At 71.3% G+C, this 19,873-nt stretch carries 20 protein-coding genes; 6 read left to right on the top strand and 14 right to left on the bottom strand.

Annotated features, from left to right (window positions below; translation table 11 throughout):
- Positions 1–2: 2 nt before the first annotated feature.
- The 8 genes from ACZ7L4_RS24695 to ACZ7L4_RS24660 form a co-directional block, all read right to left on the bottom strand.
- Positions 3–1,094: an alpha/beta fold hydrolase gene (locus ACZ7L4_RS24695; RefSeq protein WP_472105560.1), complete on the bottom strand. Its 1,092-nt coding sequence runs from the start codon at positions 1,092–1,094 to the stop codon at positions 3–5.
- A gap of 630 nt (positions 1,095–1,724) precedes the next feature.
- Complete coding sequence (locus tag ACZ7L4_RS24690) at positions 1,725–3,425, bottom strand: acyl-CoA mutase large subunit family protein (protein WP_472105558.1); 1,701 nt, start codon at positions 3,423–3,425, stop codon at positions 1,725–1,727.
- Between the two features lie 74 nt (positions 3,426–3,499).
- Positions 3,500–4,570, bottom strand: a complete 1,071-nt coding sequence (locus tag ACZ7L4_RS24685; RefSeq protein ID WP_472105556.1) for an acyl-CoA dehydrogenase family protein — start codon at positions 4,568–4,570, stop codon at positions 3,500–3,502.
- Entirely contained in the window at positions 4,567–5,184 is a 618-nt protein-coding gene (locus tag ACZ7L4_RS24680; RefSeq protein ID WP_472105554.1) for a TetR/AcrR family transcriptional regulator, read from the bottom strand. The genes ACZ7L4_RS24685 and ACZ7L4_RS24680 overlap by 4 nt, the downstream gene beginning before the upstream one ends.
- 13 nt (positions 5,185–5,197) lie before the next feature.
- Complete coding sequence (locus ACZ7L4_RS24675; protein WP_472105552.1) at positions 5,198–5,779, bottom strand: sugar O-acetyltransferase; 582 nt, start codon at positions 5,777–5,779, stop codon at positions 5,198–5,200.
- A gap of 108 nt (positions 5,780–5,887) precedes the next feature.
- The gene (locus ACZ7L4_RS24670) at positions 5,888–6,226 is read right to left on the bottom strand and encodes a DUF3817 domain-containing protein (protein ID WP_450815426.1); all 339 of its coding nucleotides are present in this window, start codon (positions 6,224–6,226) and stop codon (positions 5,888–5,890) included.
- Between the two features lie 67 nt (positions 6,227–6,293).
- Positions 6,294–6,803 carry a MarR family winged helix-turn-helix transcriptional regulator gene (locus ACZ7L4_RS24665; RefSeq protein ID WP_450815425.1) on the bottom strand — a complete coding sequence of 170 codons (510 nt, stop codon included), beginning with the start codon at positions 6,801–6,803 and terminating at the stop codon, positions 6,294–6,296.
- Between the two features lie 21 nt (positions 6,804–6,824).
- Entirely contained in the window at positions 6,825–8,096 is a 1,272-nt protein-coding gene (locus ACZ7L4_RS24660) for an MFS transporter (RefSeq protein WP_472105550.1), read from the bottom strand.
- A 69-nt stretch (positions 8,097–8,165) separates the two neighbouring features.
- Here ACZ7L4_RS24660 and ACZ7L4_RS24655 point away from each other — a divergent pair, with 69 nt between their 5' ends.
- Positions 8,166–9,158 (top strand): DUF5937 family protein, encoded by a 993-nt coding sequence (locus ACZ7L4_RS24655; protein ID WP_472105548.1) that lies wholly within the window; start codon positions 8,166–8,168, stop codon positions 9,156–9,158.
- A gap of 109 nt (positions 9,159–9,267) precedes the next feature.
- Entirely contained in the window at positions 9,268–10,356 is a 1,089-nt protein-coding gene (locus ACZ7L4_RS24650; RefSeq protein WP_472105546.1) for a glycoside hydrolase family 6 protein, read from the top strand.
- 53 nt (positions 10,357–10,409) lie between these two features.
- On the opposite strand, the gene glxA is transcribed toward ACZ7L4_RS24650, so the two are convergent.
- From glxA to ACZ7L4_RS24630, 4 genes are all read right to left on the bottom strand, one after another.
- Positions 10,410–12,365, bottom strand: coding sequence for a radical copper oxidase GlxA (glxA, locus tag ACZ7L4_RS24645; protein WP_472105544.1), 1,956 nt, complete (start codon positions 12,363–12,365; stop codon positions 10,410–10,412).
- A 3-nt stretch (positions 12,366–12,368) separates the two neighbouring features.
- Positions 12,369–14,141 (bottom strand): glycosyltransferase family 2 protein, encoded by a 1,773-nt coding sequence (locus ACZ7L4_RS24640; protein ID WP_472105542.1) that lies wholly within the window; start codon positions 14,139–14,141, stop codon positions 12,369–12,371.
- A gap of 115 nt (positions 14,142–14,256) precedes the next feature.
- The gene (locus ACZ7L4_RS24635) at positions 14,257–14,553 is read right to left on the bottom strand and encodes an MTH1187 family thiamine-binding protein (RefSeq protein ID WP_472105540.1); all 297 of its coding nucleotides are present in this window, start codon (positions 14,551–14,553) and stop codon (positions 14,257–14,259) included.
- On the bottom strand, positions 14,550–14,894 hold the full coding sequence (locus ACZ7L4_RS24630; RefSeq protein ID WP_472105538.1) for a DUF3817 domain-containing protein: 345 nt from the start codon (positions 14,892–14,894) through the stop codon (positions 14,550–14,552). Before ACZ7L4_RS24630 ends, ACZ7L4_RS24635 begins: the two co-directional genes overlap by 4 nt.
- A gap of 130 nt (positions 14,895–15,024) precedes the next feature.
- Here ACZ7L4_RS24630 and ACZ7L4_RS24625 point away from each other — a divergent pair, with 130 nt between their 5' ends.
- The 4 genes from ACZ7L4_RS24625 (at position 15,025) to ACZ7L4_RS24610 (ending at position 17,673) form a co-directional block, all read left to right on the top strand.
- Positions 15,025–15,663 carry an AIM24 family protein gene (locus ACZ7L4_RS24625; RefSeq protein ID WP_472105536.1) on the top strand — a complete coding sequence of 213 codons (639 nt, stop codon included), beginning with the start codon at positions 15,025–15,027 and terminating at the stop codon, positions 15,661–15,663.
- Positions 15,663–16,331 (top strand): AIM24 family protein, encoded by a 669-nt coding sequence (locus ACZ7L4_RS24620; RefSeq protein WP_472105534.1) that lies wholly within the window; start codon positions 15,663–15,665, stop codon positions 16,329–16,331. The genes ACZ7L4_RS24625 and ACZ7L4_RS24620 overlap by 1 nt, the downstream gene beginning before the upstream one ends.
- A complete protein-coding gene (locus ACZ7L4_RS24615; protein WP_472105532.1) occupies positions 16,328–17,101 on the top strand; it encodes an AIM24 family protein in 774 nt (257 codons plus the stop codon). Before ACZ7L4_RS24620 ends, ACZ7L4_RS24615 begins: the two co-directional genes overlap by 4 nt.
- Before the next feature lie 95 nt (positions 17,102–17,196).
- Positions 17,197–17,673: a MarR family winged helix-turn-helix transcriptional regulator gene (locus ACZ7L4_RS24610; RefSeq protein WP_450815409.1), complete on the top strand. Its 477-nt coding sequence runs from the start codon at positions 17,197–17,199 to the stop codon at positions 17,671–17,673.
- A 4-nt stretch (positions 17,674–17,677) separates the two neighbouring features.
- Here the strand turns inward: ACZ7L4_RS24610 and ACZ7L4_RS24605 are convergent, their stop codons facing one another.
- On the bottom strand, positions 17,678–19,099 hold the full coding sequence (locus ACZ7L4_RS24605) for a sensor histidine kinase (RefSeq protein ID WP_472105674.1): 1,422 nt from the start codon (positions 19,097–19,099) through the stop codon (positions 17,678–17,680).
- A gap of 5 nt (positions 19,100–19,104) precedes the next feature.
- Positions 19,105–19,776, bottom strand: a complete 672-nt coding sequence (locus tag ACZ7L4_RS24600; protein ID WP_472105530.1) for a response regulator transcription factor — start codon at positions 19,774–19,776, stop codon at positions 19,105–19,107.
- Between the last annotated feature and the right edge of the window lie 97 nt (positions 19,777–19,873).

The raw sequence follows: 19,873 nt of genomic DNA, 5'->3' as shown, positions 1-19,873 counted from the left end.
GCCTAGTCGTTCCAGGCGCAGCTGCCCAGCGTGGCGCGCTTCTTGGACACCAGGGCGTCCGCCTCCGTCGCCGGGAGGGCGCGGGTGCGGTCGTCGTGGCAGACGACAGTGCGGTCGGAGCGGCCCGCCAGGTCGACCAGGATCTGGTCCCAGTGGCGGTACTGGACGTCGTGCCCGGTGTCGGCGTACGTACGGGTCTTCACCGGCGCCGACTTCGGGAGGTTGTCGCGCCAGGCCTTGAGCGTGCTCGCGGGCACGGTCGTGTCCTTGTCGCCGTGGTAGAGGAACACGGGGGCCTTCAGCTGCGACAGGTCCGGGCCCGGGCGGTCGCAGTAGAGCCGCTGCTCGTGCACCTGCGGGGCCGGATCGGCCTGCTGGCCGCGCTGGTTGTAGGTCCGCGCGCCCTCCTCGTACGCGGTGTCGGCGAAGCCGGGGATCGACTTGACCGGGCTGTCGTCGGGGAAGGCCCACCACTTGCGCGGGTCCTTGATCTCGTCCTTGACGGCGGCGGCCAGCTGGTCGTCCGTCAGGCCGCAGTACGAGGGCTTCTCGCCGTACGGCGGGAGGGCCGCGCCGAGGTGCAGCGCGCTGATCCGGCCGGGGGCCTTGGCGGCGATCTCGGCGGCGTACGGGCCGCCGCCGGATATCGCGATCACCTTGAACTTCTTGACGCCCAGCTTGTCGAGGACCTCGAGGGCGTCCTTGGCGTAGTCGGCCTTGCCGAGCTTCGGGTCGTAGTCGGTGTCGCCGAAGCCGTTGCGCTCGACCGTGATCATGCGGAGGTTCAGGTTCTGTCTGGTGGTGCGCATGAAGTCGGTCATGTGGACGGCGCGGGCGCTGGTGCCGGTGCCGCCGATGTAGAGAACGGGGGTGCCGTCGGCGGGGCCGGAGTCGGTGTAGTGGGCGGTGCGGCCCGAGGACAGGTCGGCGGAGCGGACGTCGGCGCCGAGGGAGTCGAAGCGGTTCTGGACCTTCGGTTCGGCGGGCGGGCTCGCGCTCACCGTGCCGGCGGCGCCGATGGCGATGCCGCCGAGGAGGGCGAGGGTGGCGGCGCCGACGGTGGTTGTGGTGCGGGTGAGCGCGGGCAGCGGCACGGGGGGCTCCTGGGTCGTCGTGGGCACTTGGCGTGCCCGCGCCTACCCCAAGATCACCTGGTGACACCTGTAACTCCCCTTGCCCGGCACCGTGGTTGCGGCCACGGGGCTCTGCCCCGGACCCCGCGCCTCAAGCGCCGGCGGGGCTGAAATTGCCGAACCGGCGTTACGGCCTCGGGGCTCCGCCCCGGGCCCCGCGTGTCTCGTCCCGGAACGGGGCTTGATTTGCGGTGCCGGCGCTACGCCCCGTGCCCCCGCCCATCTCCCACCACCCGCCCCCTCCGGGGGCGTCGGCCGCACGGGGTGCCGACGCCCCGCTGCAGCCGACCTGCCGCCGGCACGGCTCCCGGGCCGTTGCGGTCGACCGCAACCGCCTTGGGCAATCTGCCGCCTTGGGCGGCAGGGTGGGCAAGGCGGCACCCCGGTGCCGCGCAACCTCGACGCGGGCGAAGCCCCGGCACGGCAGCCGAGCCCCGTGGGGCCGAAGCCCCCGGAGGGGGCGGGTGGGTGGGAGATGGGCGGCAAGCGGCGCAGCCACGCGTGAGTACCGTGCCGCGCAACGGAAACGACGGGCCCCGCCACGGTGTGGTGCCGCGCAACCAGGACGACGGCCCCCGCCACCACACCCGGTCAGAAGCCCGGCGGTTCCGTGTACACGCCCCACTCCTCGCGGAGCACCCCGCAGATTTCGCCGAGGGTGGCCTCCGCGCGGACCGCGTCGAGCATCGGGGCGATCATGTTCGTGCCGGAGCGCGCGGCGCCGAGCATCGCGTCCAGCGCGGCCCGCACCGCCGCCTCGTCCCGCCCCGACTTCCGGTCGGCGAGCACCCGGACCTGCTCCCGCTCGACCTCATGGCTGACCCGCAGGATCTCCAGGTCGCCGGTGACGGAACCTTCCGCCACGTTCACCCCGACCACCCGCTTCTCGCCCTTTTCCAGGGACTGCTGGTAGCGGAACGCCGACTCCGCGATCTCGCCCGTGAACCACCCGTCCTCGATCCCGCGCAGGATCCCGGACGTGATCGGCCCGATCGGGTGCTGCCCGTCCGGGTGCGCCCGCAGGCCCCGCTCCTTGATCTGGTCGAAGATCTTCTCGGCGTCGGCCTCGATGCGGTCCGTCAGCTGCTCGATGTACCAGGAACCGCCCAGCGGGTCCGCGACGTTGCCGACGCCGGTCTCCTCCATCAGCACCTGCTGCGTACGCAGCGCGATCTCGGCCGCCTGCTCGCTCGGGAGGGCGAGGGTCTCGTCCAACGCGTTCGTGTGGAGGGAGTTGGTGCCGCCGAGCACGGCCGCGAGCGCCTCGACCGCCGTGCGCACCACGTTGTTGTACGGCTGCTGCGCCGTCAGCGAGACCCCGGCGGTCTGCGTGTGGAAGCGGAGCCACTGCGCCTTCTCGCTGCTCGCCCCGTACACGTCGCGCATCCAGCGGGCCCAGATCCGGCGCGCGGCGCGGAACTTGGCGATCTCCTCGAAGAAGTCCACGTGCGCGTCGAAGAAGAAGGAGAGACCCGGCGCGAAGACGTCCACGTCCAGGCCGCGGCTCAAGCCCAGTTCCACGTAGCCGAAGCCGTCGGCGAGGGTGTACGCCAGCTCCTGCGCGGCCGTCGAGCCCGCCTCGCGGATGTGGTAGCCGGAGACCGAGAGCGGCTTGTACGCGGGGATGGCGGACGCGCAGTGCTCCATCAGGTCGCCGATCAGGCGCAGATGGGGCTCGGGCTGGAAGAGCCACTCCTTCTGCGCGATGTACTCCTTGAAGATGTCGGTCTGGAGCGTGCCGTTCAGGACCCCCGGGTCCACCCCTTGCCGCTCGGCCGCCACCAGGTACATGCAGAAGACCGGGACCGCCGGGCCGCTGATCGTCATCGACGTCGTGACGTCGCCCAGCGGGATGTCCTTGAACAGGACCTCCATGTCAGCCGCCGAGTCGATCGCGACGCCGCAGTGCCCGACCTCGCCGAGCGAGCGCGGGTCGTCGGAGTCCCGCCCCATCAACGTCGGCATGTCGAAGGCGACCGAGAGCCCGCCCCCGCCGTTGCGGAGGATCATCTTGTAGCGCTCGTTGGTCTGCTCGGCGTTGCCGAACCCGGCGAACTGGCGGATGGTCCAGGTGCGGCCCCGGTAGCCGGTCGGGTACAGGCCGCGCGTGAAGGGGTACTCGCCCGGCCAGCCGATCCGCTCGAAGCCCTCGTACGTGTCCCCGGGCCGCGGCCCGTAGACGGGGTCGACCGGGTCCCCGGAGAGCGTGGTGAAGTCCGCGTCGCGCTTGCGGGCCTTGTCGTAACGGGCCTGCCAGCGTCGGCGGCCTTCCTCGATCGCGTCAGCGTCCATGCTTCAAATTTACTTGGACGTCCTACTAAATGTCGATGGGCCACGGCGGCGGATCCCCATGAACCCGGCCGCCTTCAGCCCCGCAGCGCCGCCAGATGTGCCGCGCGCACGTCCGCCGTCTGCCCCTGCACCACCAGGAAAAGACCCTCGCGGGCCAGCCGCTGGGCCGGCGCCGACAGGCCGAAGGCGCGGCCGCCCCCGGCCACGATCGCGGCCGTCGTCGCCGCCCGCATCAGGTCGTACGCGCGTGTCTTCACCGCGAGCCGGTCCGCCAGCCGCTCCCCCGCCGGGACCTCGTCCACCAGCGCGTACGCGTCCCGGCGGGCGGCGTCGAGGCGCTCGCGCAGGACGGCCCCGGTCCCCTTCGCCTCGGCGTCGCCGGACGCGTCGAGCAGGTCGAGGGCGGCGCGCGCGACACCGAAGACGGCCGGGTTGGTGTTGGTGTTCTTGGGCCGGTCGGCGCGCGCCCACTCCTCGTACGGCTGTCGTACGACGATGTCCTCCTCGGCCACCGTGAGCCCGTCCAGGTGCAGGCCCACGGTGCGGGTGCCGGTGAGTGCGGCCAGCTGGAGCGGTTCGGTGGGGGTCAGGCCGGGCTGCTCGCGCGGCTCCGCCACCGCGAAGACGACCTCCCCGTCCTCGGTCGCGCCGCCGAGCAGGAACACGTCGTTCAGGCCCCAGCCCGTGTACCAGGGCACCCGCCCGTCGAAGCGCACTCCGCCGTCCGCGAGCGGCGTCGCCCGCACCGGCAGCTTCGGGAAGGCCCGCAGGTGCGAGAAGGCGATGCCCGCGAGCGCGGCGCCCTCGGACAGCGGGCGCAGCCACCGCTCGCGGGCCGCCGCGCTGCCGGTGGCGAGGGTGCGTACCGGGGTGTGGTGCTGGACCTGCACGAAGAAGGTCGAGCAGCAGGCGCCCGCCAGGAGCTCCGCGACCTCCCGCCCCACGGCGGAGGGCGCGTCCGAACCGCCGTACTCGACAGGCGCGTTCACGCCGAGCACGCCCGAGGCCTTGACCGCGGCGATCGCCTCCGGGGTGACCCCGGTGCGGTCGTGGGCCTCGGCGGCGGGCGCGAGGACGTCGTCGGCGAGCCGGCGCGCGGCCTTCACCAGCGGATGGTCCTCGACGCGGGGTGCGGTGGCGGTCATGCGGGTGCTCCTCGGTGCCGTGCGTGCCTGTGGGGACACGGTGTCAGGTCCGTGCCCCCACAGGCGGTCCACGGGGTGGTGAGGCGGCGCACCGCCTCACCGGTCAGTTCCCGGGTGTACGGCTCCGCCCCGCCCAGGGCCCGGTGCAGGGCGAGCCCCTCGATGAGCGCGTCCAGCTGACGGGTCGTGGCCGGGTCGAAGTGCCGTTCGAGCAACTGCCTGCTGCGCGCCATCCATGCCCGCGCCAGCTCGCGGTACTCCGGGCGGCGGGCAGCGAGGGTGCACAGCTCCTGCGTGAGGACCAGGTCGCGCCGGGGGCCTTCGGAGAGCACGTGGATCAGCTCGGTGACGGCCTCCCGCGCCTCCTCCTGGCCGCCAACGCCCGCCAAGTGGCGCTCGAAGACGGCCACGATGTGGTCGGCGAACCCCGTGAAGGCCTCGCGCAGCAGCTCGTCGATCCCGGCGAAGTGGTACGTCATCGAGCCGAGCGGCACCCCGGCGCGCGCCGCGATCTTGCGGTGCGAGACCCCGGCGACGCCCTCCTCCGCGATGTGGTCGAGGGTCGCGGCGAGGATCCGCTCGCGGCGCCGCGGGTCCGCCTGTCCGGTGGCCATGTGCCCGCGCCCCTCAGATCTCGCGGACGGGGCGGGCGGGGTTGCCGACCGCGACGACGTTCGCCGGTACGTCCCGGGTGACCACCGCGCCCGCGCCGATCACGCTGTTGTCGCCGATGGTCACGCCGGGGCAGACGATGGCGCCGCCACCGAGCCACACGTTGTCGCCGATGGTGATGGGCAGCGCGGCCTCCAGCTTGTCGCGCCGCGGGCCCGGCTCCACGGGGTGGGTGGGCGTGAGGAGCTGCACACCGGGGCCGATCTGGCAGTCCTCGCCGATGGTGATCCGGGCGACGTCCAGGGCGGTCAGCCGGTAGTTGACGAAGGTGCGGGCGCCGATGGAGATGTTGCTGCCGTAGTCGACGTACAGCGGCGGCCGCAGCTCGACGCCCTCGCCCACGGAGCCGAGCAGCTCGGCGAGCGTCTCGCCCGCCTTGCCGGGGTCGTCGAGGAAGGCCTGCTCGTACCGGGCGGCGAGCCGCATGGCGCGCTGCTGGCGGGCGGCGATCTCGGGGTCGTCGGCGATGTAGAGGTCACCGGCGAGCATCCGCTCCAGGTTGCTGCGCGGGTCTCCGGCGAAGTGGTCCGTGGGCATGCGGACGAACGTACACCGAGGAGCGTACGAACGTACACTCCTGGCCACAGAAAACGCGCGCGTCCGCTCCTCGGAGGGACGCGCGCGAGGTCCGGTGCCTGGCGGGTGTTACGCCTTGGCGAGCTTCGAGGTGTCGCCGGCGACCTTGCCCTCCAGCTCCGCGGAGATCTTGCGCTCCACGAAGAAGGCGGCGGTCGGGATCGTGCCGGCGATCAGCACCCACAGCTGCTTGCCGACCGGCCACTTGGCCTTGGAGCCCAGGTCGAAGGCGAAGACCAGGTACACGACGTAGAGCCAGCCGTGCGCGATGGCGATGACGCGCGTGAAGTCCGCGGCGCCGTCCATGCCGAACGCGTACTTGGCGATCATGCCGAGACACAGGAGGACCAGGAGCACACCGGTCACGTAGGCCATGGTGCGGTAGCGGGTCAGCACGCTCTTCTTCATGGGTCGAGGGTAACCGCCCGTTTTGCGCGATCTTCGGGCGGGCCGGGTGGACGGTGCTTTCCGGGGATCACTCGTCCGTGAAGTCGTGCGCCGCCACCCGCAGGGGCCGCAGCATCGCGAAGATCTCGCCGCACTCCTCCGCGTCGTACACGCCGAGGCCGAAGTCCATCGCCATGAGGTCGCGGGTGGCCGCGTCGACGGCCTCGCGGCCCTTGTCCGTGATGGTGGCGAGCGTGCCGCGCCCGTCGTTGGGGTTGGGGCGCTTGTCGACGAGGCCGGACTTCACGAGCCGGTCGACCGTGTTCGTCACGGACGTGGGGTGCACCATGAGCCGCTCGCCGATCTTCGACATGGGCAGCTCGCCGGACTTGGAGAAGGTGAGCAGCACCAGCGCCTCGTAGCGCGCGAAGGTGAGCCCGTACGGCTTGACGACCGCGTCGACCTCGGCGAGCAGGATCTGGTGCGCGCGCATGATCGAGGTGATCGCGCCCATGGACGGCACGGACCCCCACCGCTGCTTCCAGAGTTCGTCGGCGCGGGCGATCGGATCGAAGGCGAGAGAGAGGGGCTTCGGCACGCATCCGACCTTACCGGGCGGTCACATGGCGGTCAGCCCCGTCTCGGCCTTTGGGCCGCCGGCCGCATCCGCGGCCCGCCCGCTCGCCCGCACTTCGAGGGCGAGCATCGCGCAGCACAGGGTGCCGAGGAGCCCGGCGCCCGCCACGACGGTGGACACGTCGAGGACCTCCGCGGCCGCTCCGGCGAGCGCGGTCCCGACGCCCTGGATGGTCATCAGGCCCGCGCTGTGCAGCGCCATCGCCCGGCCGCGCAGCTCCTCGGGCACCGCGTCCACGAACCAGCGGTCGAGCCCGAGCGTGTACGCGGATCCGGCCCCGGCAAGGAGCAGGATCACCACCGCCCACGCGAGGCCGGGCGCGAGCGCGTAGCCGATCAGCGGCAGCAGGGTTGCGGACGCGAGCGGCAGCGCGATCCGGGAGCGGGCCGAGGGCGAGAGCAGTGAGCCGGCGGCGAGTTCGCTCAGGACGGTCCCGACGGCCATCGAGCACATCAGGAATCCGACGGCCTCGGCGCCCGCCCCGATCTCGTCCGCGTACGCCGCCGCGAGCGCCTCCGGCGCGATCACGAACATGGGCGGCACCCAGAGCAGGAGCAGCAGGGCGCGGATCCGGCGGTGCCCGAGGACCTGCCGGGCGCCGGCCAGCGAGTACCTCAGGAGGGCGCTGCCCTTGCCCTCCTGGCGCTCCCGGGCGGGGCGCGCCTTCGTCCCCAGGCGCAGCAGGGTCGCCGAGCACAGGAAGGTGACGACGGTGACGGTGAGCGCGGCGCGCGGGGTCACGACCGTGAGGAGTACGCCGCCGAGGCCGAAGCCGACGAGGAGCGCGCTCTGCGACACAATGCGCAGCAGCGAGCGGCCGAGCACGAACAGGTCGCCGTCGCCGAGCACATCGGCGAGCGTGGCCATGCGGGTGCCACTGAACACCGGGGACACAAGCGCGATGACGCAGCGCAGCGCGAGCAGCCCGGCGACCGGAGTGGCCGGCAGCGCCATCAGCGCCGCGCACCCGGCGCACACGAGATCGCAGGCGACGAGCACCCGGCGCGCGGGGAACCGGTCGGCGATCCCGGACAGCAGCGTCCCGCCGACCAGGTACGGCAGGAACCCGAGGGTGAAGGTGAGCGCGCTGAGCAGCGGCGACCCGGTCAGCCCGTAGACGAGCACGGTGAGCGAGATCTCCGAGACGACGACGCCGAGCAGGGAGGCGGCGTGCGCGACGAACACGGCGCGGAACTCGGCGATGCGGAAGAGCCGTGCGTAGCCGGGGCGTTCGGGAGGCGGTTCGCTGGTCATGGGCGCAGCCTGCCGAGTGCCGCGCGCCGGTCGTAGTGTTTCGGCGTACGGCGAATGTTGGGGGGACGGATGCCGTTGCATCTCCGGTTCGGGCAGGAGGACCTGCTGCGGTGCCGGTTCGCGATCTCGCCGCTGTGGGAGACGGAGGAGGCGATCCGCACGCTCAAGCGGCCGGACCGGCACGGCTATCACCTGCCGTGGCTGCGTCGGATCCGGGACGCCGCGCGCGGGCTCGACCTGGCACCGGCGTGGCTCCTGATGCCGCGCCGCGGGCACACGCCGGACTTCCTCGGGCCGCCCCCGATCGGCCCGGCCGCCACGTTCGACGAGGAGATCGCCGCGCTGCGGTCGACCGCTCCCGAGGAGGCGCTGCGCGGCATCGTCCAGTCGCTTGCGTGCACGCCGGGGGCCGCCGACAGCCCGCTCGGCCGCTCCCTTCTCGACGAACCGGAGCGCGCCGTACGGGAGTTGGCCGACCTCGTCGAGCGGGCCTGGCACCTCCTGGTCGAGCCCGAGTGGCCGCGGCTGCGGGCGCTGCTCGAGGCGGACGTGGCACACCACTCGCGGCGGCTGGCCGAGGTCGGGCTCGAAGGGATGCTCCGGGAGCTGCATCCGCGCCTCGGCTGGGAGCCCGGCACCCTCACCCTCGCCGCCCGTGCGAGCGAGCACAGCCGGGACCTCGACGGCCGGGGTCTGGTGCTGCTGCCCAGCGTCTTCTGCTGGCCGGACGTGGTCAGCGGCTTCGACCCGCCGTGGCAGCCCACCGTCGCGTACCCGGCGCGGGGCGTCGGCGCGCTGTGGTCCGCGCCCGCCGCGCGGGCCCCGGACGCGCTGGCGAACCTGCTCGGCAGGGGCCGCGCCGACGTGCTGTGCGCGCTCGCCGAACCCGCGTCGACCAGCGCGCTCGCGCACCGGCTCGGGCGCTCGCCGTCGTCCGTGTCCGCGCACCTGGCGGCGCTGCGGGCGGCGGGGCTGCTCTCGTCGCGGCGCCGCGGCCACCAGGTGCTGTACGAGCGGACGCCCCTCGGCGGCGCGCTGGTGACGGGCGATCAGGGCTCCTGACTCGGCGCTTAATGCACGGCGAAACGACAACCCTGTGTAACGATTGCCCGGTATTTCAGCTTTCGTACGCCTTCGTACGCCCTGTACGCGCTCCGACCCAGGGGGCAGGATGCCCGTCCCACCCGCCCACACGACCGCCCGCACCCCCACCCGGACCTTCGCGCTCGCAAGCGCCGCGATCCTCCTTTCCGCCTTCGCCATCGGCTGCTCCGACGGCGGGGGCGGCGGCGCGGGCAGCAGCGGCGGGGGCCGCGACTCCGCGGCGGAGGTGGCGCAGCGCGGTGACTCGTCCGGCTCCGTGACCGACTCCTCGCCGTTCTGGGTCGACCCGGACTCCGACGCCGCCGACCAGGTCGCGAAGTGGAAGCGGGCGGGCCGCGGCTCCGACGCCGCCCTGATCGAGCGGATCGCCGCGCACCCGCAGGCGATGTGGGCTCCGGGCGACTACCCGCGGCCGCCGATCTCCGAGGCCGCCGCGCAGGCAAGGAAGGCGAACAAGACGCTGGTCCTGGTCGCGTACAACATCCCGCACCGCGACTGCGGCCAGCACTCGGCGGGCGGCGCGCACAGCGCGGACTTCTACCACCAGTGGATCGACGCGTTCGCCTCCGGCATCGGGCGGGCGAAGGCCGTCGTCGTCCTCGAACCGGACGCCATCGGACACATCGTCAGCGGCTGCACCCCGAAGCAGTACGAGGACGAGCGGTACGCGCTGATGTCCTCGGCGATCGAGCGCCTGAAGCGGCAGCCGAACACCAAGGTGTACGTCGACGCGGGCAACCCTGCCTGGATCCCCGACGCCAAGAAGCTGGTGGAGCCGCTGCGGCGGGCCGGGGTCGGGAAGGCGGACGGCTTCTCCCTGAACGTCTCCAACTTCCAGACGGACCAGGACAGCGCCGCGTACGGCCGCCGGCTCTCCGGGCTGCTCGGCGGCGCGCACTTCGTGGTCGACACGAGCCGCAACGGCGCGGGTCCCTACGGGGACGGCCAGGGCGACGCCTGGTGCAATCCGCCGGGCCGTGCGTTGGGCTCCGCCCCGACCACGCGGACGGGTGACGCGCTCAACGACGCGAATCTTTGGGTCAAGCGGCCCGGTGAGTCGGACGGCACGTGTCGGGGCGGCCCGGCGGCGGGGACGTGGTGGGCGGATTATGCGTTGGGGTTGGCCAAGAACCGGACCAGCCCCTCCGGCGATTGAGGAGCGGGGGCCCGGGGCAGAGCCCCCGGACCGCAACGACGGCTCCGTGAGCGTTACGTCACCTGGATCCACTTCGCCTCGGACGACACACCGTCCGCGTCGGACACGAACAGCATGTACCAGCCCGGAGGGACCAGCGTCTTGTCCTTGGGGACGTCCACCGTCACCGCGCCCTTGGACTTCTTGACGTCGAGGGCGATCGAGCGCTGCTCCACGTCCGTCGTGTGCGTCACGGCGGACGGCCGCATCAGGCGGGCCTTCGCGATGCCGTCCGCGTCCTTCGTGCGGAACGTGGCCTCGCCGCTCGCCGGCAGGGTCTCGGGGCCGGAGCCGAGGACGGGCCGCCGGTCGCCCCCGCGGTGCAGCGCGGGCGGCGTGTAGATCTCCATGCGCTGCTCGAAGTGGCCCAGCTTGGTGTTCTGCTGGTTGTCGTAGAGCGGGTCGGAGCCGAAGCTGGCGACCCGGCCGTCGGGCAGCAGCAGCGCCTCGGAGTGGTAGTTACGGCCGACCTTGGGGGCGGCGGCCTCCTGGAAGGCGTTCTGCTCGGGGTCGTAGAACTGCGCCTTGAAGATGTTGCTGGCGCTGCGGCCGCGGTAGTCCTTGGAGCCGTTCGTCGTGAAGACGGAGTCGTCCGGCATGATCACGGAGTTCAAGTAGCGGGTGCCCTGCGGGAGTTGGGGTCCCGTCTTGAAGGCGGGGCTCTTCTCCTTCAGGTCCACGACCGCCGTGCGGGACGTCGCCTTCTTGGACTCGCCGACACCGCCGCCGCCGAGGATCATGAACCGCTGGTCCTGCGCGGGCGGCAGCAGCAGCGAGGACGAGGTCTCCGTCTGGTCCATGTCGGTGAGGCCGGGGACCTTCTCGAACGTGTTGGTCTTCAGGTCCCACAGGCCGGGGACGCGCCCCTTGGTGGCGGGGCCGTAACCGGCATTCGAGGCCGGATAGAAGAGCTTGCCGCCCTTGGTGAGGAAGAGCGCCGGGTACGTCGGGAAGTAGCGCTTGGGGCCCATCGACCACTTCTTGGTCCTCGGGTCGTAGATCTCGTTGTCCCCGGGGTCGATCATGCCGACGTCGTCGAGGCCCGAGACCGCGAGCACCTTGCCGTCCTCCAGGCCGACCAGGGTCGGGTACCAGCGGGCCTTCTCCATCGGGTCGACCGGCACGTACCGCTCGGCGACGGGGTCGAACTCGTAGGCCTCCTTGATCCCCTGGAAGTCCTGCTTCTCCATGGTGATCTTCTCGGAGAGGCCGTACGTGTTGTCGGCGTCCTTGCCGCGCAGGCCCTCGATCTCGTACTGGGCGTTGTCGTCGGTGACGTACTGCTTGCCCTTCCTGGCGGCCTCGACGAAGACGCGGGACTCGCTCGCCTTGATGCGGGTCTTCCACGGCTGCATGACGCCGGCCGCGTTGCGCTTCTTGTCGAAGGTGCGCTTCGCCTTGGGCACGGTGACGTCGAACTTGGAGACGTACTCGGTGCCGGAAGGGGAGCGGAACTTCGTCCCCTTCTTCAGGTGCACCGCCTTGTCGGGGCTCTCGTTCTTGACGCGCATGCCGCCGCCGGCCTTGTCGACCTCGCCGTCGAGCCGCTCGTAGCGGGCGGTGCCGCCCGCCACCAGGAGCCGGCCGCCGGGGAGCTGGGCGTGGCCGCCGCAGAAGAAGTCGGCCGGGGTCGGGATCTTCTTGAAGGTGTTCGCCTTCGGGTCCCACAGGACGGTGTCGAAGGTGCCCGCGTCGAACTTCTTCTGCTCGTTGCCCGAGCCCGCGACGATCAGGACCTTGCCGGTGTGCAGGAGCGCGGCGTGGATGGCGTTGGTGCGGTACTCCTTCGGGATGTCGACCTGCGACCAGGAGCCGTACTTGGCCTTGTAGCCGGGCTGGGCGATCTTCCAGTCCTCGTACCGCTCGGTGGCGAAGGTCCAGGCGGCCGGGGCGTTCAGGCCGACGAGGAGTGCGACGCCACCCGCCCCGAAGACGGTCTTCTTCATCCGGCGTGAAGGTCTGTACGCCATGGATCAGTTCCCTCCTGTGGTCGACGTACGGGGCGTCGCGGGCTGCACGGTGCGGACCGGTTCGACCTCCGGCCTCCTGACGGTTTCGGTCGCCGCGGCGGCAGCGCGGCGCTGCGTGGCGTACCAGACGACGGGCGGGGCGAGCGCGATGCACAGGGCGAGGACCGCCCAGGTGCGCATCGCGACGTGGGTGTGGTCGAGGACGACGGACGCCACGAGCGAGGTCGCGAGCACGCCCGCCCAGGCCAGATGGATACGGAAGGTCAGCGGCTGGTCGGCGCTGGCGTCGCCGCCCTTGGGGGTGACGACGAAACGGCTGGGGCGGCCGAGGAGGGCCGCGCCGAGCGACTTCAGGTAGATGGGCGCGGAGATCGCGGACATCCCCATGCCGGCGAGGCCGCCGGAGCCCTCGGGTTCGTGCGGTGAGACGTTGTGCCGCCGGTTCCAGAGGTAGAGGCCGATCTGGAGGGCCGCTGCGTCGCTGTAGAGCATGAGCCACACGGACGCGGACACCTGGGTGCCGGAGGCGCCGGTCCACAGGAACAGCACGCAGCTCAGCACGCCGAGCAGCCAGTTGACGGCGGTCATCGGGTAGTAGACGAGCATCATCGAGTACGAGAAGAGGCGGCCGGGCGGCATCGAGGCCGGGGCCTTCCAGTACTGCCGGAACAGCGTCTCGTACGTGCCGCGCGACCAGCGGGTCTGCTGGGTGAAGAAGTCCGTCCAGGAGGCGGGGCCCTCGCCGACCGCGAGCACGTCGGGCGTGTAGACGGAGCGCCAGCGCTCGTGGGTGTCCGGGTTGCGGTGGCGGTGGATCTCGAAGCCGGTCGCCATGTCCTCGGTGATCGAGTCGACGAGGCCGCCGATCTGCTTCAGGGCGGAGATCCGTACGACGTTGTTGGTGCCGACGAACATGGGGGCGCGGTAGCGGTTGCCCGCGCGCTGGATGAGCGCGTGGAAGAGGAACTGCTGGGACTCGGCGGCCTTGGTGACCGGGGAGTCGTAGTTGCCGTAGACCTGCGGGCCGACGACGAACGCGACGTCGGGGTCGCGGAAGTAGCCGAGCATCCGTTCCAGGAACTCGGGGTGGGGCACGTGGTCGGTGTCGACGGAGGCGAAGAAGTCGTAGTCCGCGCCGTGCGCGGCGAGCCAGGCGTTGTAATTGCCGTGCTTGGTACGGGCCTTGTGGGGGCCCTTCTTCTGGTTCCACTCCGGGATGCCCTTGCGGGTGAAGTGCCGGACGCCGAGCCGCTCGCAGAGCCGCCTGACGTCGGGGTCGTCGCCCTCGTCCAGGAGCCAGACGTCCAGCGGGCCTTCGTGCGTGATGCGCACGGCGCCCTCGAGGGTGGCCCGCACCATCGCGAGGGGTTCCTTGCCGGGGACGTACGTCGTGAGGAACGCGACGCGGGTGCCGGGCTCGGCGCGGACGGGGATCGGGTCCCTGGCGACCATCGTCGCGTGGGCGATCGATATGACGTTGACGACCATGAACAGCTCGATGAGCCCGATCGCCACGAGCATCACGATGTCGAGCGAGACCAACCAGCGTTCGCCGCCCTCGCGTTCCACCCAGTGGGTGGGCCACACCAGGTACACGAGGAGCGCCCCGGTGAGCAGGGGCGCGAGCGTCATCAGGAGGACCGCTCGTATTCGGTGCGGCTCGTTCGCCAGCAGCGAGGTGTACTGCACCCGGTAATCGCCGTCGCCGGGCGGCTCGGTGAGCGGCCCGGCGAGCCGGCTGTAGGTGTCGTAGTCGTAGCCCTCGTCAGGCCGCACAGCGCCCTCCAGGATCTGGTGTTCGACCGTCTCGGTACCCCCACAAAAGGGGACTTTTACGGGCGTGTCGACCAGAGGGGCGCGTAAGAGTGAGCTACGGCGAGGGCTACCCCGGTCAGCCGCCGGAGAGTTGCCGCTCCACGGTTTCGACCTTCGACGTCAGACCGTCCGTCACACCGGGACGGATGTCCGCCTTCATGACGACCGAGACGCGCGGCGCCCGCTCCTCGACGACCGCGACGGCGCGCTTGATCACGGCCATCACCTCGTCCCACTCACCTTCCACCGACGTGAACATCGCGTCGGTGCGGTTCGGGAGGCCGGACTCGCGGACCACGCGGACCGCGTCGGCGACGTACTCCCCCACATCCTCGCCGACCCCGAGCGGGGTCACGGAGAAGGCGACGATCATGCGTTCACGACACCTTCCTGGCGGGCGCGGCCGGCGATGACCGCGGCCTCGCCCTCGCGCTTGAGCTTGCGCTCGGCGAAGAAGCCGCCGGTGGGCAGGACCGAGAGGACGAAGTAGAGCGCGGCGGTGCCGAAGCTCCACTTCGTACGGTTCCAGGCGTCGAGCCAGAAGATCACGTACAGGACGAAGAGGAAGCCGTGGACCGCGCCCATCACGGGAACCGCGTTGAAGTCGGTCGTCCGCTTCAGGACCGAGCAGATCAGCAGCAGGAGGAACGAGACGGCCTCGGGGGCGGATACGAGGCGGAGGCGTCGGAGGGCGGAGGCGGTCTTGAGGTCCACAGGTGCACCTTCGGCTGAGCGGGCGGGCGGTCATTGATCTTGTGAATGTACGCACAAGCGTTTTCCCATTGTGGCATCGCGCCGGTGGGGCCCTGTCGGCGGGCTCTCCCTGGCGGCTACCTTCGACCTCGTGGCTACGTTCCGACTGCAGGGCAGCAAGGTGCTCGCCGTCGACATGACAGGCGACGCGGTGAAGGCGAAGAACGGCTCGATGGTCGCCTACGACGGCCGGTTGGCGTTCAAGAAGCTGAGCGGGGGCGGCGAGGGGGTCCGGGGCATGGTGACCCGGCGGATCACCGGTGAGCAGATGACCATGATGGAGGTGAAGGGGGAGGGCACCTGCTGGTTCGCGGACCGGGCGAGCGAGATCAATCTGGTGGGACTGCGGGGCGACAAGCTCTACGTCGAGTCGAGCAATCTGCTGTGCACGGACACCGGCCTGCGCACCGGCACCTCGTTCACCGGCGTACGCGGCGCCTCCCAGGGCAACGGCCTGTTCACGACGACCGTCGAGGGCCACGGCCAGGCCGCGATCATGAGCGAGGGCCCGGCCGTCGTGCTCCGGGTCAGCGGCGACTACCCGCTGACCGTCGACCCGGGCGCGTACATCGCGCACCAGGGGAACCTGCGGCAGTCGTTCCAGTCCGGGGTGACCTTCCGTACGTTCCTCGGGGAGGGCGGCGGCGAGGCCTTCCAGATCCTCTTCGAGGGCGACGGGCTCGTCTACGTGCAGCCCAGTGAGCGCAACACGATCGCGGGGGACGTGTGATGACGACGACGGGCTCCCCGGCGTTCCGGGAGATCAATTCGAAGATGGTCGAGGCGACCGTCGTGCCCGGGCAGCGGCTCTACAGCCAGCGCGGCGCGATGCTCGCCTACCAGGGCGACGTCTCCTTCACCCCGAACGTCCAGGGCGGACAGGGCGGGGTGATGTCGATGATCGGGCGGCGGGTCGCGGGCGAGTCGACGCCGCTGATGACGGTCGAGGGCAGCGGCACCGTGCTGTTCGGGCACGGCGGCCACCACGTCCAGGTGATCACGCTCTCCGGCGACACCCTTTATGTGGAGGCGGACCGGCTGCTCGCCTTCGACGGGGCGTTGCGGCAGGGAACGATGTTCATGGGCTCGCAGGGCGGCGTCATGGGGATGGTCCGCGGCCAGGTGTCCGGACAGGGCCTGTTCACGACCACGCTGCAGGGCCACGGCGCGGTCGCCGTGATGGCGCACGGCGGCGTCATCGAGGTCCCGATCACCCCGGGCAGGGCCGTGCACGTCGACCCGCAGGCGTACGTCGCGCACCACGGCGACGTACGCAACAAGCTGTCCACCGCGCTCGGCTGGCGGGACATGGTGGGGCGCGGCAGCGGTGAGGCGTTCCAGCTGGAGCTGAGCGGAAGCGGTGCGGTGTACGTGCAGGCGTCGGAGGAAAAGCTGTGACGGGCCCGATCGTGTACGACCCGGCATCGCTGCCGGTCGACGACAACGTCAACGCGTACACCTTCTGCGTGGAGCTGCGGGGCGGCCAGTGGTTCCTGCAGAAGGGGAAGATGATCGCCCACTACGGGCGGATCGACTTCAACGGCATCGGGCACGGCCGGCTCGACCGCCTCGTGCGCACCTCGTTCCACTCGCCACTGCACGCGAGCGACTGGGTGGTCGCGGAGGGCAGCGGCAAGATGCTGCTCGCGGACCGGGCCTTCGACGTGAACTCGTACGACCTCGACGAGGGGAATCTGACGATCCGCGCGGGGAATCTGCTCGCTTTTCAGCCAACTCTCGCGCTGAAGCAGTCGATCGTTCCCGGCTTCCTCACACTCATTGGCACCGGCAAATTCGTTGCGGCATCAAACGGTCCGGTTGTGTTCATGGAGCCGCCGATCCGGGTCGATCCGCAGGCGCTCGTCGGCTGGGCCGACTGCCCCTCGCCGTGCCACCACTACGACCACGGATACCTGACGGGCGTGATCGGCGGTCTACGTGCGATGACGGGCATCGGCGGGGTCTCGGGCGAGGAGCACCAGTTCGAGTTCGTGGGCGCCGGGACGGTGCTGTTGCAATCCAGCGAGTCGTTGATGCCGGAACAGCCGGTGGGTGACGTACCTCACCAGGGCGGAGTTCCGGGCGGACCGGGGGCCTCCGCGGGCAATCCTGGAGCACCGCGTCTTCCCGGACAGCTCGGCGACCTCCAGCGTCGCTTCGGGCTGTGAGCGGTAGTCTGCGGAGTGTGACGTCGAACGCGAGTGCGTAGTGTGTCACCCCCCACATTCGTTCGCCTTTCAACTTCTTAGGTAGAATCGATTCCATGGAGACCGAGACGGCCACAGCGTGGCTGACCGACGAGGAGCAGTGCGCCTGGCGCACCCACCTGGAGGTCAACAGACTGCTCAATTACCAGCTGGAGAAGGATCTCCAGCCCTTCGGCCTGACGATGAACGACTACGAGATCCTGGTGAACCTCTCCGAGGCCGAGGATCTGCGGATGCGGATGAGCGACCTCGCGGCCGCGACCCTGCAGTCCAAGAGTCGGCTCTCGCATCAGATCACCCGCATGGAGAACGCCGGCCTGGTCCGCCGCGAGAACTGCGAGTCGGACCGCCGGGGCCTCTACACCGTACTCACCGACTACGGCATGGAGACCATGCGGAAGGTCGCCCCGCACCACGTGGCGTCCGTCCGCAGGCACTTCGTGGACCTCGTCTCCGCGCAGGAGCTGGGCAGCATGCGCCAGGCCCTCTCCCCCATCGCGGAACACCTGCGTTCGCAACGCGGCAAACCGTGATCCGCTAGGGCCTGTCTTCGTCGGCGGGCAGCTCGAGTTCGAAGAGCGCCCCGCCCTCCGGCGCGGAACGCACCGTGAGCGAGCCGCCGTGCCGCTCCGCCACGTCCCGGGCGATGGCGAGGCCGAGACCGGCCCCGCCGCCGTCCCGGGTACGGGCGTCGTCGAGCCGTACGAACCGCTCGAAGATCCGCTCCCGCTCGGCCTCCGGCACGCCCTGCCCGTCGTCGGCGACGCTGAGCACCACCCGGCCCTCCTCGGCACGCACCGCCACCCGGACCCCGGCGCGGGCGTGCCGCTGCGCGTTGTCCACGAGGTTGCCCAGCACCCGCGCCAACTGGCCCCGGGAGCCGCTGACCTGCGGCACCGCGGTCACGTCCACGGCGACGGGGACGCGGTCGCCGGTGCGCTGGGACAGCTCCTCGCGCACGAGGGCCGCGAGGTCGACGCCGGCGCCGCCGGGCTTCTCCCCCGCGTCGAGCCGGGCAAGGAGCAGCAGGTCGGCGGCCAGTTCCTGCAGCCGCACCGTGTCCTCCACGGCGCCGTCCACATCGAGCAGCTCCGGGTGGGCCGCGCCGACCTCCAGCTGGGTGCGCAGCGAGGCGATCGGGCTGCGCAGCTCGTGCGAGGCGTCGGCGACGAAGCGGCGCTGGCGCTCCACGGACGACTCCAGGGCGGCGAGCGTCTCGTTCGTGGTGCCGGCGAGCCGGGCCACCTCGTCGTGGGTGTCCGGCTCCGGCACCCGCCTTCCCAGGTCCTGCGAGGCCGTGATCGCGGCCATCTCGGCACGGATGCCCTCCACGGGCCGCAGCGCGCGCCGGGTCACGAGGTACGTCACCCCGCCCACGATGACGAGCAGCACGGGGAAACCGATCAGCATGGAGGTCAACGCCGTGCTGACCGCGCTCTGTTCGGCCTCCAGGGAGCCGCCCGCGTACACGGTGAGGTCCCCGTACGCGGTGTCCTCGACCTCGACCGCGGCGAACCGGTAGTCGGCGCTGTCGCCGTCGATGGTGGCGCCGCCGTCGGTGTAGTCGGTGTGGTCGGAGACGCTGCCGTTCTGCTTGCTGTCGTCTCCCCCGTCGTCGTCGCCGTCGTCGTCGGGGCGCGCCGCGACGGGCTTGACGCCGCTCGTGCCGGTGCCGGAGATCTTCTCCAGGTCCTCGGACGTGGCCAGCACCCTGCCGTCGTCGTCGACGACCTGGACCGGGTCCTCGTCGTCCAGGTCGAGCGCGTTCGGCGCGGTGCCGGTGGCCAGGGAGGTGGCGACGCGGCGGGCGGTGGAGTCGGCGTCGCCGCCCGCCCGGTCGGTGAGGTTGCCGCGCAGCGAGAGCAGCACGGTGGCGCCGGCCGCGACCAGGGCGACCGCGACGACGAGGGTGGCGGCGAGGGCGGCGCGGGCCCGTACCGAGCTGAAGGGCCTCCTCAGCCGGCTCATCGGGGCGCTTCCAGGCGGTATCCGGCGCCGCGCACCGTACGGATCAGGGAGGAGCCGAGCTTGCGCCGCAGCGCACTCACGTACACCTCGACGATGTTGGGGTCCCCCTCGTACGCGAAGTCCCAGACGTGGTCGAGGATCTCGCCCTTCGACACCACTTCACCGGCCCGCGTGACGAGCTGCTCCAGGACCGCGAACTCCTTTGCCGTGAGCGGAACTTCACCGTCCTCGGCGTGGGTGACGCGGCGCGCGGCGGTGTCGACGGCGTAGGGCCCGACGGTGTGCACGGGGCTCGCGGCGCCGGCGCTCCCCCGGCGCCGCAGCAGCGCCTTCACGCGCGCGACGAGCACCACGTACGAGAAGGGCTTGGTCAGGTAGTCGTCGGCGCCGGTGTCGAGCCCCTCGGCCTCGTCGTACTCGCCGTCCTTCGCGGTCAGCATCAGGATCGGCACGTCGTTGCCCGCGGCGCGCAGGGCGGCGCAGACCCGGTAGCCGTTCATGCCGGGCAGCATGATGTCGAGGACGAGCAGGTCGTACGGTGCCTCGCTCGCCTGGTGCAGGCCCTCCAGGCCGTCGTGGACCACGTCCACGGCGTAGCCCTCGGCGGTGAGGCCCTTGGCGAGGGACAGGGCGAGTCGCTTCTCGTCCTCGACGATCAACAGGCGCATGTGAGCAAGGGTCGCAGGTCGAACCTGAAGAACCCTGAAGGAACCTGAAGAAGGCTTCAGGCTCCTTCAGCGGGGCTTCAGGTGCGTCCGGGCAGTG

Source organism: Streptomyces sp. NPDC107575 (genome assembly GCF_055657265.1).
Note: the sequence above shows the minus strand (reverse complement) of the source record. Positions and strands in the feature narration are given on the sequence as shown.

What these genes read in the sequence shown, in the direction of transcription:
- ACZ7L4_RS24690 (WP_472105558.1), bottom strand. Translation starts at nt 3,425, where the DNA reads ATGGACGCTGACGCGATCGAGGAAGGCCGCCGACGCTGGCAGGCCCGT.
- ACZ7L4_RS24685 (WP_472105556.1), bottom strand. Translation starts at nt 4,570, where the DNA reads ATGACCGCCACCGCACCCCGCGTCGAGGACCATCCGCTGGTGAAGGCC.
- ACZ7L4_RS24680 (WP_472105554.1), bottom strand. Translation starts at nt 5,184, where the DNA reads ATGGCCACCGGACAGGCGGACCCGCGGCGCCGCGAGCGGATCCTCGCC.
- ACZ7L4_RS24675 (WP_472105552.1), bottom strand. Translation starts at nt 5,779, where the DNA reads ATGCCCACGGACCACTTCGCCGGAGACCCGCGCAGCAACCTGGAGCGG.
- ACZ7L4_RS24670 (WP_450815426.1), bottom strand. Translation starts at nt 6,226, where the DNA reads ATGAAGAAGAGCGTGCTGACCCGCTACCGCACCATGGCCTACGTGACC.
- ACZ7L4_RS24660 (WP_472105550.1), bottom strand. Translation starts at nt 8,096, where the DNA reads ATGACCAGCGAACCGCCTCCCGAACGCCCCGGCTACGCACGGCTCTTC.
- ACZ7L4_RS24655 (WP_472105548.1), top strand. Translation starts at nt 8,166, where the DNA reads ATGCCGTTGCATCTCCGGTTCGGGCAGGAGGACCTGCTGCGGTGCCGG.
- ACZ7L4_RS24650 (WP_472105546.1), top strand. Translation starts at nt 9,268, where the DNA reads ATGCCCGTCCCACCCGCCCACACGACCGCCCGCACCCCCACCCGGACC.
- glxA (WP_472105544.1), bottom strand. Translation starts at nt 12,365, where the DNA reads ATGGCGTACAGACCTTCACGCCGGATGAAGAAGACCGTCTTCGGGGCG.
- ACZ7L4_RS24635 (WP_472105540.1), bottom strand. Translation starts at nt 14,553, where the DNA reads ATGATCGTCGCCTTCTCCGTGACCCCGCTCGGGGTCGGCGAGGATGTG.
- ACZ7L4_RS24620 (WP_472105534.1), top strand. Translation starts at nt 15,663, where the DNA reads ATGACGACGACGGGCTCCCCGGCGTTCCGGGAGATCAATTCGAAGATG.
- ACZ7L4_RS24610 (WP_450815409.1), top strand. Translation starts at nt 17,197, where the DNA reads ATGGAGACCGAGACGGCCACAGCGTGGCTGACCGACGAGGAGCAGTGC.
- ACZ7L4_RS24600 (WP_472105530.1), bottom strand. Translation starts at nt 19,776, where the DNA reads ATGCGCCTGTTGATCGTCGAGGACGAGAAGCGACTCGCCCTGTCCCTC.